Source organism: Erythrobacter sp. LQ02-29 (assembly GCF_022576075.2).
Classification (GTDB): domain Bacteria; phylum Pseudomonadota; class Alphaproteobacteria; order Sphingomonadales; family Sphingomonadaceae; genus Alteriqipengyuania.
On sequence record NZ_JANCNT010000001.1, the window covers coordinates 627,606 to 642,304 of the forward strand.

At 65.5% G+C, this 14,699-nt stretch carries 15 protein-coding genes; 6 read left to right on the top strand and 9 right to left on the bottom strand.

Annotated elements, in window-relative coordinates; genetic code table 11:
- Positions 1–936 carry a ribose-phosphate pyrophosphokinase gene (locus MKP08_RS03070; RefSeq protein WP_215229495.1) on the bottom strand — a complete coding sequence of 312 codons (936 nt, stop codon included), beginning with the start codon at positions 934–936 and terminating at the stop codon, positions 1–3.
- A 263-nt stretch (positions 937–1,199) separates the two neighbouring features.
- On the opposite strand from MKP08_RS03070, the gene MKP08_RS03075 reads away from it, so the two are divergent.
- Positions 1,200–1,559 carry a hypothetical protein gene (locus MKP08_RS03075; RefSeq protein WP_241554832.1) on the top strand — a complete coding sequence of 120 codons (360 nt, stop codon included), beginning with the start codon at positions 1,200–1,202 and terminating at the stop codon, positions 1,557–1,559.
- Between the two features lie 109 nt (positions 1,560–1,668).
- On the opposite strand, the gene glpX is transcribed toward MKP08_RS03075, so the two are convergent.
- On the bottom strand, positions 1,669–2,652 hold the full coding sequence (gene glpX, locus MKP08_RS03080) for a class II fructose-bisphosphatase (protein WP_241554833.1): 984 nt from the start codon (positions 2,650–2,652) through the stop codon (positions 1,669–1,671).
- Between the two features lie 92 nt (positions 2,653–2,744).
- Between glpX and MKP08_RS03085 the strand changes: the two genes are divergently transcribed.
- The gene (locus tag MKP08_RS03085; RefSeq protein ID WP_256969990.1) at positions 2,745–3,218 is read left to right on the top strand and encodes a hypothetical protein; all 474 of its coding nucleotides are present in this window, start codon (positions 2,745–2,747) and stop codon (positions 3,216–3,218) included.
- Here the strand turns inward: MKP08_RS03085 and MKP08_RS03090 are convergent.
- Together MKP08_RS03090 and MKP08_RS03095 are read right to left on the bottom strand one after the other, a co-directional pair.
- Entirely contained in the window at positions 3,215–4,525 is a 1,311-nt protein-coding gene (locus tag MKP08_RS03090; RefSeq protein ID WP_241554835.1) for a homoserine dehydrogenase, read from the bottom strand. The genes MKP08_RS03085 and MKP08_RS03090 overlap by 4 nt on opposite strands.
- Before the next feature lie 133 nt (positions 4,526–4,658).
- Entirely contained in the window at positions 4,659–5,540 is an 882-nt protein-coding gene (locus tag MKP08_RS03095) for a hypothetical protein (protein WP_241554836.1), read from the bottom strand.
- Between the two features lie 361 nt (positions 5,541–5,901).
- Between MKP08_RS03095 and MKP08_RS03100 the strand changes: the two genes are divergently transcribed.
- The 4 genes from MKP08_RS03100 to MKP08_RS03115 all read left to right on the top strand — a co-directional run bounded on the left by MKP08_RS03100 (position 5,902) and on the right by MKP08_RS03115 (position 8,525).
- Positions 5,902–6,570, top strand: coding sequence for an energy transducer TonB (locus MKP08_RS03100; RefSeq protein ID WP_241554837.1), 669 nt, complete (start codon positions 5,902–5,904; stop codon positions 6,568–6,570).
- A 48-nt stretch (positions 6,571–6,618) separates the two neighbouring features.
- A complete protein-coding gene (locus tag MKP08_RS03105) occupies positions 6,619–7,449 on the top strand; it encodes a MotA/TolQ/ExbB proton channel family protein (RefSeq protein WP_215229488.1) in 831 nt (276 codons plus the stop codon).
- A 75-nt stretch (positions 7,450–7,524) separates the two neighbouring features.
- On the top strand, positions 7,525–8,058 hold the full coding sequence (locus MKP08_RS03110; RefSeq protein ID WP_215229487.1) for a biopolymer transporter ExbD: 534 nt from the start codon (positions 7,525–7,527) through the stop codon (positions 8,056–8,058).
- Positions 8,059–8,084: 26 nt separating this feature from the next.
- Positions 8,085–8,525 (top strand): biopolymer transporter ExbD, encoded by a 441-nt coding sequence (locus tag MKP08_RS03115; protein WP_241554838.1) that lies wholly within the window; start codon positions 8,085–8,087, stop codon positions 8,523–8,525.
- A gap of 139 nt (positions 8,526–8,664) precedes the next feature.
- Here MKP08_RS03115 and MKP08_RS03120 read toward each other — a convergent pair whose 3' ends face one another.
- The 5 genes from MKP08_RS03120 to MKP08_RS03140 form a co-directional block, all read right to left on the bottom strand.
- On the bottom strand, positions 8,665–11,097 hold the full coding sequence (locus tag MKP08_RS03120) for a ligase-associated DNA damage response DEXH box helicase (protein ID WP_241554839.1): 2,433 nt from the start codon (positions 11,095–11,097) through the stop codon (positions 8,665–8,667).
- A gap of 72 nt (positions 11,098–11,169) precedes the next feature.
- Complete coding sequence (locus MKP08_RS03125; protein ID WP_241554840.1) at positions 11,170–12,159, bottom strand: DUF2059 domain-containing protein; 990 nt, start codon at positions 12,157–12,159, stop codon at positions 11,170–11,172.
- Positions 12,160–12,185: 26 nt separating this feature from the next.
- A complete protein-coding gene (gene pgmG / locus MKP08_RS03130) occupies positions 12,186–13,589 on the bottom strand; it encodes a phosphoglucomutase/phosphomannomutase PgmG (protein WP_241554841.1) in 1,404 nt (467 codons plus the stop codon).
- Entirely contained in the window at positions 13,586–13,882 is a 297-nt protein-coding gene (locus tag MKP08_RS03135; protein ID WP_241554842.1) for a molecular chaperone DnaJ, read from the bottom strand. The genes pgmG and MKP08_RS03135 overlap by 4 nt, the downstream gene beginning before the upstream one ends.
- Positions 13,879–14,691 carry a division plane positioning ATPase MipZ gene (locus tag MKP08_RS03140; RefSeq protein ID WP_241554843.1) on the bottom strand — a complete coding sequence of 271 codons (813 nt, stop codon included), beginning with the start codon at positions 14,689–14,691 and terminating at the stop codon, positions 13,879–13,881. The genes MKP08_RS03135 and MKP08_RS03140 overlap by 4 nt, the downstream gene beginning before the upstream one ends.
- Positions 14,692–14,699: the final 8 nt, after the last annotated feature.

Below are 14,699 nucleotides of genomic sequence, written 5' to 3' on the forward strand. Positions count from 1 at the left end.
CTAGTCGAACAGGCTCGAAACCGAACTCTCGTCGGCAATGCGGCGCACCGCCTCGCCGATCAGCGGCGCGATGGTGAGGATGCGGATCTTGTCCGAATCGAGCGCCGCGTCGGTCGGACGGATCGAATCGGTGATCACCAGCTCCTTCAGCGCGGAGCCATCGACGCGGGCGACAGCCCCGCCCGACAGCACGCCGTGGGTGATATAGGCCGCGACCGAGCTGGCACCCTGGTCGAGCAAAGCCTGCGCTGCGTTGCACAGCGTGCCGCCCGAATCGACGATATCGTCGATCAGGATGCAGTGCCGCCCGTGCACGTCGCCGATGATGTTCATCACTTCCGATTCGCCGGGCCGGTCGCGCCGCTTGTCGACGATGGCGAGCGGCGCATTGTCGAGCCGCTTGGCCAGCGCCCGCGCGCGCACCACGCCGCCCACGTCGGGGCTGACCACCATCAGGTCCTGATCGCCGTAGCGGGCCTGAATGTCTGCCGCCATCACAGGCGCGGCGTAGAGATTGTCGGTCGGAATATCGAAGAAGCCCTGGATCTGCCCGGCATGCAGATCGACCGCCAGCACGCGATCGGCCCCGGCCTGCGTGATGAGGTTCGCCACCAGCTTGGCAGAGATCGGCGTGCGCGGGCCGGGCTTCCGGTCCTGCCGGGCATAGCCGAAATAGGGGATCACCGCCGTGATCCGGCGGGCGGAGGCGCGGCGCAAAGCGTCGATCCCGATCAGCAGTTCCATCAGATTGTCGTTCGCGGGGAAGCTGGTCGACTGGATCATGAAGACATCCTCGCCCCGCACGTTCTCGTGGATCTCGATGAAGATCTCCTCGTCCGCGAAGCGTCGCACGCTGGCGTCGGTTAGCGGCATTTCGAGATAACCCGCGATCGCCCGGGCGAGCGGCAGGTTCGAATTGGCGGACATGATTTTCATCTGGATGCGGGGTCCCTGTCGGCGGCGCAGAATCGCTGTCGCCGGACTTAGCCGAGGGTCACGGGATTGCAACACGGGTGGGGGCGGGCACCCGGGGATCGCTGCCGTTCCGTGCACCGGCTTTCCGAAGCCGGAAGGTCTTTCCTACTCGCGCCCGATCTGCCCTATCCTGCCAGATGCTCAAGCGCCCTGCCCACCGGCTCCGCCGTCGTCCGCCCTTCTTTCGCCCCGTGCCCGTGCGCGCACGCAAGGACGGCTGGAGCGTGGCGCGCCAATGCGGATTTCTCGCCGCACTCTATCTGACCGGCTCCGTCACAGCGGCGGCACGAAAGGTGGGCATGACCAAGGCGAGCGCCTATTGGCTGCGCGCGCGGGCCGACGCGGCGAGCTTCGCCAATGCCTGGGACCGGGTGATGACCCCGCCCGGATCGGGCCGGAGCGCAGGGCCGCACGACGATTATCGGAAGTTGACCATTCCGGCGCTGTTCGCCCGCATCGAAACCGGGTTGGTGCAGCCCGTGCTCTATCGCGGGCGCATGACGGCGATGCGCCGGAAAGCCGACAATCGCGCGCTTTTGCACCTGGTGCGGCGGTGCGGTTCGGAGCGTGAGGGGGTCGTATGAAGGGGCACCGCGGGGGTGGTCGCAAAGTTTTCGAAAAACCCCCGATCGGTGTTCCATCCCCGCCCGGCTTCAGGGGCCATCTGCCGTGCCCCGGGCGCGGTGGAAGGCCTCAGGGTTTGCGGTGTTCGCCCCTGATCCACCTGACGGTGCCGCTGCTGGCGCGCATCACCACGCTCTCGGTCGTCATCAGCCCGCCGCGCTTGCGCTTAACCCCTTCGAGCAGCGAACCGTCGGTCACGCCCGTCGCGGCGAAGATGCAATCGCCCTTGGCCAGATCGTCGCGGGTGTAGATCTTGTCGAGATCCTCGATCCCCCATTTCGCCGCCCGCGCCTTCTCGTCGTCGTTGCGGAAGACCAGCCGACCGTTGAACTGCCCGCCGACGCAGCGCAGCGCCGCCGCGGCCAGCACGCCCTCGGGCGCGCCGCCCTGGCCCATATACATGTCGATCGTGGTGTCCTCGTCGGTCGTCGCGATCACCCCCGCCACGTCGCCGTCGCCGATCAGCACCACGCCGCAGCCCAGTGCGCGCAGCTCCGCGATCAGATCGGCATGACGCGGCCGGTCGAGCACGCAGACGATGATTTCGGACGGCTCCACGCCCTTGGCACCCGCCACGGCGCGCACGTTCTCGGTCGGCGATTTGGCAAGGTCGATGATCCCGGCGGGATAGCCCGGCCCCACCGCCAGCTTGTCCATGTAGACGTCGGGCGCGTTGAGCAGATTGCCCTCTTCCGCCGCAGCCAGCACCGCGAGCGCGTTGGGACCGGCCTTCGCCGTGATCGTGGTCCCTTCCAGCGGATCGAGCGCGATGTCGATCTTCGGCCCCTTGCCCGGCGCGCCCCCGACCTTCTCGCCGATGAAGAGCATGGGAGCCTCGTCGCGCTCGCCCTCGCCGATCACCACGGTCCCGTCCATGTAGAGCTCGTCGAAGGCCTTGCGCATCGCCTCCACCGCGGCGGCATCGGCGGCCTTCTCGTCGCCGCGGCCGATCAGCGTCGAGGCGGCGACCGCCGCAGCCTCGGTGACGCGCACCATCTCGAGGACGAGAACCCGGTCGAGAACCGAACTGGGGGGGACGTTGACATCATTCATGGGCAATTCATTCCTCGGCGGAGAATTTGGCGTTCGCCTAACGGGGGGATGCCGCCTTGTCGAGTTGGACGCGAGCTTTCCTCGCGACATTGTTGGCCCCTGCGGGTCTCGTCCTGCTCGCCCCGGCGCCGCTGGCAGCCCAGGAGGCGGAGCCTTCTCCCGCCCCCGCTCCCGTGACTCAGCAGGACGAGGTATCCGTCGGCGACGCGCTGGCCAAGGCGCGCGAGGTCTATGGGCCGCCGGCTCCCGAACCCGAAGTTCCGATCGAGTGCGCGAAGCAGCGCGATCGCACGCCGGACGAAATCGTGGTCTGCGCGCGGCTGGAGGATTCGGAGAAGTACCACGTGCGCTCCAGCCTCGATCAGGGCGATGATTCGCACCTGTCTTGGGCCGGCGATCCACCCGATCTGGAGCCGCAATATCCAGGCATGGTGGTGGCGCGGGGATGCTTCATCCCGCCCTGTCCGCCGCCGCCGACCTACTATTTCGACATCGAGGCGCTGCCCGAGGCCCCGCCCGGCTCCGATGCAGACAAGATCGCGAAGGGCGAGATGCCCGGGCGCTAGCTGGTCCCGAGAATCGGCATCACCAGCGGCGTGTCGGCGAGGATGGGCGAACCGTCCAGCAGGGCGATTGCCTCTCGCACGCAGCGGACGGGCCCCTGATGCGTCACCATGGAGACGAGCACCGCGCCGCCTTCCTCCGCCTCACCCTGCTGGATGAGGCTTTCGATAGAGACGTCCGCATCGCGCATCGCGGCTGTCAGTTCCGCCAGCACGCCGGGGCGGTCGGCCACCGTGAAGCGGAGATAGGTCCGGCCGGTGCGCGCGCCCGAATCGGCCTTGTCCAGCGTCCGAAGCCGGGCGGCGGGCAGGGCGAAGGCGGGCGAGCGGTCGCCGCGCGCGATCCCGATCAGGTCGGCGACCACCGCGCTGGCCGTCGGCCCGGCACCCGCGCCGGGTCCCTGGAACAGCAGGCGACCGACGAAATCTCCCTCCGCCACCACGGCATTGGTAGGTCCGTCGATGGAGGCGAGCGGATGGGTCTTGGCAATCAGGCAGGGGCGCACCCGCTGCAACAGCCGCGGCGATTGCGGTTCACCCTCGATATCGGCGACCCCGATCAGCCGCACGACGAAGCCCAGCGCATCGGCCTGCGCGATGTCGGCGGCGCGCACGCGGCGAATGCCCTCGACCTCCACATTGCCGAAATCGATCCGCGTGCCGAAGGACAACGCGGCCAGGATCGCCAGCTTGTGCGCCGCATCCACCCCGTCGATGTCGAACGCCGGATCGGCTTCCGCGAAGCCGAGCCGCTGCGCTTCGGCCAGCGTCTCGCCGAAATCCGCGCCCGTCGCCTCCATCGCGGTGAGGATGTAATTGCTGGTGCCGTTGAGGATGCCGTACACGCGCTCGATCTGGTTGGCCGATGCGCCGCCATGCAGCCCCTGGATGACCGGGATGCCGCCTGCCACCGCGGCCTCGAACCGCAAGGGTGCACCGCTTTCTTCCGCGCGTTCGGCCAGTTCCTGACCATGATGCGCGATCATCGCCTTGTTCGCCGTGACCAGGCCTTTGCCCGCCCCCAGCGCGCCGCGCGCCAGGGCGAGAGCAGGTCCGTCGGACCCACCGACCAGTTCGACCACCACGTCGACATCGTCGCGCGCGGCCATCGCCGCCATGTCGTCGCACCAGGTGATCTGCGACAGATCCACCCCGCGCTCGCGCGAACGATCGCGCGCGCTCACCGCGCTCACCACGATCGACCGACCCGCGCGGGCTTCCACCAGCGCGCCGTTCTCCTCCAGCAGGCGAATGACGCCCGCCCCGACCGTGCCCAGTCCGGCGATGGCTATGCGTAGCGGGGCGGTCATGCCGGTACCGCTCGGCCGTGGTCGATGTTCCGCAGCGCGGAATGCGTTTCGATTGCCATGGTGGCGCGCCCTACCCGCGTGAGGCGGAGAAAAGGAAGCACATAATCTTGGACCGCCGACAGCCCGCGTTGGATCAGGAGGCCGGGGGCGGCGTGCGCGTATAGGTGCACGCACCAAGGTCCTCCCGCACGATCGCGTAGTCCTGCGCCGCGCGAATGCGGTCCTGCGGGTCGGACGAAAGGTTCACATCGTCGGGCAGACGATCGGGCAGCGCGCAGGCGAGCCGGTACCAGGCGAGCGTTCCGGACTGCGGCGGCGCGGCTGCCTGATCGACGATCTCGGAAAAAGAGACGCCCCATCGCGGCGCCATGCCCGGTCGGCGGACCACCGTGATGGAAGCCGGGTCGCCGGAACGGGTCGCCAGGAACAGCTGGGTCTCCGATTCGCCGGAAAGCGTGCCCGCCACCGACAGCGCGTCGCGTACGCCGGTAATGACGGGTGGAGCATCGGCTGCGAGCAATTCCGCGAGGATGATGCGCAGGCGCGCTTCCAGGGGCGCGCTCCACGCCAATTGCGCATCGGGCGCCACCAGCTGGATCGCACCGGGTCGCCCGGTGACCGGGCGCGCGAACAGCAAGACGTCCTGCTTCTTGATCTTCGGTACCTTGCCCTTCGCATCGCGCGGCATGTCGACGACATAGCGCAAGGATTCGCCGATCGGCACGGTCCCGGCGATCAGTGCCTGCGTATCGGCTTCTATATAGACACGGGCATAACCCGGGGCCACGTCGGGCGCGCGTTCGAGATCGACGGTCGCCTGCTTCGTCACCCGTGCACGCAACACCAATGGGGCGGCGTCGGCCAGGGCGACCAGATCGGCGTAGCTCGGCTCCCCCGTCGCCGTGCGTTCGATCGCGGTACCGTCGCGATATTGCTGCGCTGCCACGGGCGTCTGCGCGGCAAGGGCAAGGCCAAGGGCGAGCGAAGCGATAGGGGTCGGGCGAAAGGTCGGCATGGTGTCTCCGGTGAAAGCGTCGCGGCGGGTTTCGATCCCGGCCGCCGCAACAATTGCATAGAGGACCGCGGCACGTGTGAATCGATCCTTAACCTGAAAAGCGTTTGCGAGCGCGTTACGGACTGTTTAAGGGTCCGCCTCGGGCCGAGAGGTGGGGGAGATAGTCTGCCATCGGCAAAGTGTGTCGCCCAACCGGCGATACCGACCCTGCAGGAAGCCTTGGCTGCCCGCGACCCACTCGTTTGGGGAAAGGGGGTTGGATTTGCCCGGATGCGCGATATGCAGGATACTTTGAACCCGTCCGACATTGTTCGGACAACAGGCCGGGGTTAACCTGGCGTAAATGGAGTGATGCGACCGCATGGCCTATGCTGACCAACAGATGAGCACCAATCGCATCGTCGCGATTGTCATCGTTGTGATTGTCCATCTCGCGATCGGTTACCTTCTCGTCACGGGCCTCGCCTACGAGGCCGTTAAGAAGGCGGTCGAGAAGGTGACGACCGTCGATATCGAGGAGCCGCCGCCGCCTGAGGAAACCCCGCCCCCGCCGCCTCCCCCGCCGGAGGAGCCGCGCGAAGTGAGCCCCCCGATCGTGGTGCCGCAACCGCCGGTGAAGCTGTCGAACCAGACGCCGCCGCAGAAGACGACGGACGAGATTCCGCCGCAGCGTCCGGTAAGCACGAGGCCTTCGATTCAGCTGCCGCCGGGGAATCCCCCGCCGCCGCCGCCGCCTCCGCCGCCGCCCCCACCTCCGCCGCCACCGCCGCCACTTAAGCCGACCAACAATCCCGGCGCATGGGTTACGCCGAACGACTATCGTTCGAGCTGGATCAACCGCGACTACACGGGAACGGTGTCTTTCCGCCTAGCCATCGGAGGAAATGGCCGCGTGTCGAACTGTACCGTCACCGGTGGGTCGGCGCCGCAGGATCTGAAGGACGCCGCTTGCAGTCTCATCAGTCGCCGCGCGCGCTTCAACGGTGAGGGTGCCTACTCGGGCACCGTACGCTGGCAAATTCCCGAATAACGACATCATTTCACTTTAATCTCCTTTTCCATTCGAGAGGACCTCGCAATGTTCATTAATCTTCTTATCGCTGCCGAAGGTGCGGCTCCGCAGAACCAGTTCGGCATCGTCGAAGCTATCCAGCAGGGTGGCTGGATCGCGATCATCATTCTTTCCGTCCTCGTCATCATGTCGGTCGGTTCGTTCTACATCCTGATCACCAAGCTGCTCGAGCAGCAGAAGATCTTGAACCAGTACAAGAACCTGCGGCAGAATTTCTGGCGTGCGGGTTCGCTGAAGGAAGGCGCGACCAAGCTCGACAAGAACAGCGCATGGCGCCAGATGGTCGACGACAGCGTGCGGGCCCAGGAAACCCACGGCCAGATGTCGGACAAGATGGAAGCCCACGACTGGCTCCACGGTTCGCTGGCCCGTTCGGAAGCGACGATCAACTCGCGCCTGGCGGGCGGCCTGCCGTTCCTCGCCACCGTGGGTGCGACCGCGCCGTTCGTCGGTCTTCTCGGTACGGTTATCGGCATCTATCGCGCGCTGATCAACATCGGCCTCGCCGGTTCGGCGTCGATCGACAAGGTTGCCGGCCCCGTCGGTGAAGCGCTGATCATGACCGCGATCGGTCTACTCGTCGCGGTGCCCGCGGTGCTCGCCTACAACTGGCTGCAGCAGCGCAACAAGCGGATCGCCGAGCTGCTGACGGGCTTCTCGACCGACCTGCTCGCCTACATCAACTCGAACGGTGCGGTGAAGCCGAAGGTAATGACCGCTACGTCGACCCAGCAGGCCGGCAAGGCCGCAACCACCGGTGCGGCAGCGCGTCCCGCCACGACGACGACCACGGCGACCAAGCCGGGCACGACGACCACCACCACGACGCGGAAGTAAGTATCGCGGGCGGCGAGGCCTTTCTCGCCGCCCCCTCACCCTCGGGTCCGCTGGACCGAAGGATAGGATGTAGACATGGCCATTTCGACAGGAGGAGGCGGCGCCGAGACGCCGATGTCCGACATCAACACCACCCCATTGGTGGACGTGATGCTCGTGCTCCTGATCATCTTCCTCATCGCGGTTCCTGTCGCGATCCAGACGATCGACAAGCTGCGTATTCCGATCATGGAATCGACCGAATCGAAAGATAAGGTCGAAAACCTTCAGCTCACCGTCTCCACGACGGATAATCAGGGCCGCAGCGCCGGAGACCCCGGTTTCGAGGGTGCCAGCCGGAATGGTGAATGCCGCATCTATTTCGGCAACGTCACCCCGGTGAGCTCGGAAGAGCTTTACGATCAGGCGTTCGCCCGTCTCGATGCCATCGTGCAGCGTGCCGGCGGCCCGGATGCGATCATGGCGGATCCCGACCTGATCCCGCAGGTTCATATTCGCGGCGATGTGAACGCACCGTGGCGCTGCGTCGCGGGCACTATCTACAACGTGCAGGCGGCAGGTTATCCGACCGTCGGCTTCATTTCCAACCCTGTCGACCCCAACGGTTGACGGGCGCAACTCAGGAGTAACCGACCATGGCAATGTCAGGCGGCAAGGACGATGGCAGTCCGATGATGGAGATGAACACGACGCCGTTGATCGACGTCATGCTCGTCCTCCTCATCATGTTCATCATCACCATCCCGGTGGCGACGCATGCGGTGAATATCGATCTGCCGCAGCCGAACCCGAACCCTCCGCCGGAGGATCAGATCGAGCCGGACAAGAACAAGATCGTCCTGACCGAAAACGATCAAATCCTGTGGAACGGCGACCGGATCGATCAAAGCGAACTGACCCGCAACCTGCTGATCACCCGCGACATCGTGCCCGAGCCGGAGCTCCAGTTCGAGCCGGAGCCGCAGGCGAGTTACGACCTCTCGGCCCACGTCTTGAACATCATCAAGGGTTCGGGCGTAAGCAAGTTCGGCTTCGTCGGTAACGAACAGTATCGCGCATTCGGCACGGGCGAATAGCCCCGCGGCCGCAAACTCATCACCAAGAGAAAGGGGCGGAGCAATCCGCCCCTTTTTTTATCCTGTATGCCGCCTCTCTCGGCATCATGGCCCATCAAACGCTGCTCTAGACAGGATGTGGGACGACCTTCCCTACGCGTTAGGGTGAACCCATCGCTGCCGCGGCCAGGCTCTCGGCTTCCAGCAGCAGTTCATCGTCGACGGCGCCCTGCGGCACGCTCTCGCGACCGATCATCACCATGACCGGCACCGCGAGCGGGCTCACCCGATCAAGTTCCACATGCTCGAGCCGCTCTGCTGCGCTGTCCAGCAGGTCGCCCAGCCGCCCGACATCGGTCATCCGCTGACGCGCGTCGGCCCAAGCCGCTTCGAGCAGCACGTGCTCGGGCTCGTATTTGCGCAATACGTCGTAAATCAGGTCGGTCGAGAAAGTGACCTGCTTTCCGCTCTTGCGCTTGCCCGGCTGCTGCCGCTCGACCAGGCCGGCGATGACCGCCACCTCGCGGAAGGACCGTCGGAGCAGATGCGAATCCTGCACCCAATCGACGAATTCGTGCGCCAGAATATCGGCCGACAGCAGAGGTGCGGGATCGGTCACCGGTTTCAGGCCCCAGACCGCCAGCGAGTAATCGTTGGCGACGAACCCCCCCGGCAGCAGGCCGCGATCCTCCATCCGCTTCGTGATCAGCATGCCGAGCGACTGGTTCGCGTTCCATCCGCAGAAGGTATAATAGACCGTGTAGTGCCGATTGGCGTGGGGGAAGGTCTCGACCAGCAGATTGTCCGGTCCCGGCAGCACGCTGCGCCAGTCCTGCACCTCCAACCATTCGCGCACATCGTCCGGGAAGCGCGCCCAGCCCGCGCGGTCGACCAGCATCTCGCGCACCCGCTCCGCTAGGTGCGTCGTCAGCGGCAGGCGCAGCCCGCCATAGGAAGGGATCATTGCCGCCTTGGTCGACGCGCGCACGATCAGCTCCATGTCCTTCACCTGCTCGACTTCGAGCGAGGTGCCGGCGAAGGCGAAGGTGTCACCGGGCGAAAGAGAGGCGGCGAACCGTTCCTCCACCTTGCCCAGCTGGCGGCCATTCCTGAAGCGGACCGTCAGCATCTCCGAATCGACGATGATCCCGGCATTCAGCCGATGCCGCGCCGCCTGTTCGGGATGCGACAGCCGCCACATGCCGCTGCGATCACGCACGATGCGCTGAAACCGCTCGTAGGCTTTCAACGAATATCCGCCCGTGGCGACGAAATTCAGCACCCGCTGCCACACCGTATCGTCCACCCAGGCGTAGGAAAGACATGATCTAATCTCTGCCAGCAGCGCGGCTTCGTCGAATGGCGCGGCGCACGCGCAAGCCATTATATGCTGAGCGAGCACGTCCAGCGCACCGGGCCGGAAATCCTCGCCGTCGCGCTTACCGGCATCGACCGCATCCTTCGCCGCCTGCGCCTCGAGGAATTCGAAGCGGTTGCCGGGCACCAACAGCGCCCGGCTGGGCTGGTCGAGCCGGTGGTTCGCGCGACCGATACGCTGCAACAATCGGCTCGACCCCTTCGGCGCGCCCATCTGTACAACGCAGTCGATATCGCCCCAATCCACCCCCAGATCCAAGCTTGCCGTGGCGACCAGCGCGCGCAATTCCCCGCGCGCCATCGCGCCTTCCACCTTGCGCCGCGCTTCCTTCGACAGAGAGCCGTGATGCACCCCGATCGGTAGCTTGTCCTCGTTCACGTCCCACAGGTTCTGGAAGGTGTATTCGGCCAGGAAGCGCGTATTGGTGAACACCAGCGTGGTACGGTTGCGGCGGATTTCCTCGTAGAGCTGCGGGATTGCCCAAGTCGCGGCGTGCCCACCCCACGGAACCCGTTCCTCTTCCGGCAGCAGGATCTCGACGTCCGGCTCCGCTCCCGCTTCCCCTTCGACCAGCGCGACGCTGTCTACCTCGCCCCATGGCGCGAGCCACTCTCGGAAAGCCTCCGGTTCGGCGAGCGTCGCAGATAGCGCGACGCGCTGGAGTTCGGGTGCGAGCGCCTGCAGGCGCGCGAGACACAGTGCCAGCAGGTCGCCACGTTTGCCGGTGGCAAAGGCGTGGATCTCGTCCACCACAATCCGCTTCAGCCCAGCGAACATGTCGAGGCTTTCCGGATAGGACAGCAACAGCGACAGCGATTCCGGGGTGGTCAGCAACACATTCGGCGGGCGCTCGCGCTGGCGGCGCTTGCGATCCGACGGGGTGTCTCCGCTGCGGGTCTCGATGCGGATGGGCAGACCCATCTCCTCGACCGGCGCGACCAGATTGCGCTGAACGTCATGCGCCAGCGCCTTGAGCGGTGAGACATAGATCGTATGCAGCGTGTCGGAAGGCGCTGCGTCGGTACCCTGCGAAGGACAGAAATCGGCCAGCGTGGGCAGGAAACCCGCCAGAGTTTTGCCCGCTCCGGTATCGGCCACCAGCAAGGCGTGGCGACCCGAACGCGCTACCTCGAGCATCTCGCTCTGATGCCTTCGCACTCGCCAACCGCGCCCGGCGAACCAGCTTGCGATTTCCGGCGGCAGGTCGTCCGTCATGCGGTGGGGCGCAGCAGCATGCGGAAAAAGCGCACGCCCGCGCAGGCGGTTCCACGCGCGCGCAGAGAACCGTCAGCTTTCGAGGAAGCTACCGTCCTCGTCTTCGCCATCGTCGCCATCATCGTCCTGATCCGGCTGGAGCGATTCGAGCTCCGCCTGGCCGACGCCAAGGAGATCGGAAAGGCGCGCACGTTCAGCCTCGTTTAACTCCCCGAACTTTCGCGCCTCAGGGAAGTCTTCGGCGATCTTGCCAATGCCTCTAATCAAGTCGGGCATCACCGCCATCATCGCCGGGCCCATCTCGTTCATCGCGGCCATGACTTGCGGGTCGGCATAGATCAGCATCGATTCCGCCGCGTAGTGCTGGCCGGCCGGCGTATCGAAGAAGGCGACCATCGCGTCCATCTCGCTCTCATCGAACCGCTTGGCATAGGCGCGCGTCAGGCCAGTGCGATACGCAGGCTCGATCGCGTCCAACAGGCTACTGACCATCTCCAGCATCATCTTGGTGGTGGCGGCGGCACGCTCCGCATTGACGGGATCGAGAATTCCCAGCGCCGCAGCGACCTGCTCGTCGTCCAGGTCGTCGAGATCATCCTCGTCCATTCCCAGCAGACAAGCAACCTCCCCGCGCGGCGTTCCAATTTCGGAGCCCATCAGGCCTTCCATCATCGGTGCAAGCGTCGAATCCACCATCCGCGCGTAAGTGCCGTTTGGAAAGATCCGGTCGACGACCCGACCGGCGGTGGGCAAGCGGGCTTCCTGCTCCGGGGTGAGCGGTTCCGGCTTGAAAGCATCGCCGAACATGCTGCCGAAATCGGGCATCTCCTCGCCCAGTTCGGCCATCGCCTCCTCCAGCTCGTCGCCGAACACCGGCTCTTCGCTTTCTTCGACTTCTCCCGCCTCGTCGTCTTGCGGGGTAGAGGGCGGGATTGGGATTACCTCTAGCGGGGCGGGGCCGTCATCCCGCGTTATCGGTTCATCTGCATAATCCTGTGCGGCCAACGGCGAACCAGCCGCGAGCAGTGCAACAAGTGAAACGAGCCAGGTGCCGGTACGCATTGCAAATCCCCCCGCTGTGCACTTTCTCAGTGCCCCTTTTGCGGTTCTCTTTCCAGCCCGGATAACATCAGCTGCTCGTCGATCTGCGCCAGCAGACGTTCGAGCCCGGCTTCGCTGTCGCTTTCGGCCCGCGCGACCAGCACATCCTGCGTGTTGGAAGCACGCAGCAACCACCAGCCGTGCTCGTTGGTGACCCGCACGCCATCGGTCGCATCCACCTGGTTTGGGCTATCGGCGAGCCGTTGCGACACCTCCTCGATTGCGGCGAACTTGCGATCCTCGTCCACTTGGAAACGCAACTCGGGAGTATTGAAAAGCTCGGGCATCGCCCCGCGCAATTCCGTCACCGATCGGCTCAGTCGGGCACTCGCGGCGATCAGACGCACCCCGGCATAGAGCGCATCGTCGAAGCCGTAGTAATCGTCCGCGAAGAACACATGGCCGCTCATCTCGCCAGCCAGCGGGCTGCCCGTTTCCTTCATCTTGGACTTGATCAGCGAGTGCCCGGTCTTCCACATCAGCGGCTTGCCGCCATGGGTCGAAACGTGGTCGAACAGCGCGCGACTGGCTTTCACGTCGGCTATGATCGTCGTGCCGGCGTGCCGCTGCAGAAGATCCTCGGCATAGATCATCAAAAGCTGGTCGCCCCAGATCACCCTGCCCGCCCCGTCGATCGCGCCGATGCGATCCCCGTCGCCATCGAACGCCACCCCGAAATCGAGGTTCTTCTCCTTCACCAACGCGGCGAGGTCTGCGAGATTCTCTTCGACCGTGGGATCGGGATGGTGATTGGGAAAACGACCATCGACATCGGTGTAGAGGAGATGATGCTCTCCGGGCAGGCGCACGGCCAATGCTTCCAGCGCCGGGCCGGCCGCGCCGTTCCCCGCGTCCCAACCCACGCGCAAGCTCTGGAGCGCTGTATGGTCCAGCCCGTCCAGCCCCAGCAGGAGCCGGTCGACGTAAACGCCTAGAATGTCGACCTCAGCGACTTCTCCCTCGCCATCCTCCCAGTCGCCTGCGGCGGCCATTCGGCCTAGCGTCGCGATATTCGCACCGAAGAACGGGCGGCCGCCAAAAACCATCTTGAAGCCGTTGTAATTGGGCGGGTTATGGCTGCCGGTGATCTGGATCCCGCCATCCACTTCTTCGCGCGAAGCTTCCGCGAAATAGAGCATCGGTGTCGGGCCCAGGCCGATCCGCACAACGTCGCAGCCGCTAGCGGTCAGCCCTTCGACGAGCGCGTGCTCCAGCGTGGGCGAACTGACCCGCCCGTCATAGCCGACCGCCACAGTTCGACCGCCGTCGCGCCGTATCAGCGTGCCGAAGCTGCGTCCGATCGCGCGCGCATCGTCCGCCTCCAATGTTTCGCCGATGATCCCGCGTATGTCGTATTCGCGCAGGATGGTCGGATCGAGGGCGTGGCTCATTGCGTGGCTCCATCTTCGGGCAATCGGGACAGCAGGAGATCGCGTGCCTCGTTCGCGCGGTGCACCTCTTCGCTGGTTCCGCCACGATCGGGATGCACCCGCGCAACCACGCGCCTGTGCGCTTCCAGGATTGCGCGGCGGTCGGCATCCACCCCCACTTCGAGCAGGGAGCGGGCCCTCGAAAGCTCGGTTGCCTGGGTCCGCGGTTGGCGGAGATAGTCCCATGGCCATTTGCCGAAGGCCCAGCGGCAGGCCAGCGACACCAGGGCCGCCAGCACGATCACCTTGATCATGCAGGCTCCAGCTGTTGCGCCCGGATTGCGTCGGGCAGGTTCAGCGACAGGACGAGCTCGCGCAATTCCTGCCGGGCGACCAGATGGCTGGTGCCCAGATCGCCAAGATGCCCCTTGTCGAGCAGGGTCAGGCCACTCGGGAACAGTTCGCGATAGATCACGCGTTCCGACAGTCCCGGCGTCACGCGAAAACCGACGCGCTTGCTCAGTTCGGTCAGAGCGCGATCGAGCCGGGCCTTGTTGCGCGCCTCGGTATGGCCGGTGCGGTTGCGCACCACGATCCAATCCATCTCGCGCCGCTGCTCGTCGATCGTGGCGCGGCTGCGCTTGAGCCGCGCCTCCCAGATCAGCTCGGCGTAGAAGCTGAGGCGGCGCACCTTGAAGGTTTCCGCGTCGACCTGCCCGATAAGATCGAAATCGACGAAGCTGTCGTTGAGCGGGGTGACCAGCGTATCCGCCTCGGTCGCGGCATGGCGCGCCAGCGGATCGTCCCGGCCCGGGGTGTCGAAGATCAGGAAATCGTGGCCTTCGCCCACGCGCTGCGCCAGATCCTCCAGCCCCTCGGTATCGAGATCCTCGGCGATGACTTCGCACTTCGCGCCCGGCAGTTCGATATCACGCCGCTGCTGCGTTTCGGCCCGATTCTCGAAATAGCGGTGCATGGTGCGCTGCCGCGGGTCGAGATCGATCGCGGCAACGCGGGCACCGCGATAAGCGAGCGCGACTGCGACATGCACCGCCGTGGTCGATTTGCCTGTCCCCCCCTTCTCATTGGCGAAAACGATACGGTGCGGACGCTGAGAAGACACGGGGATTG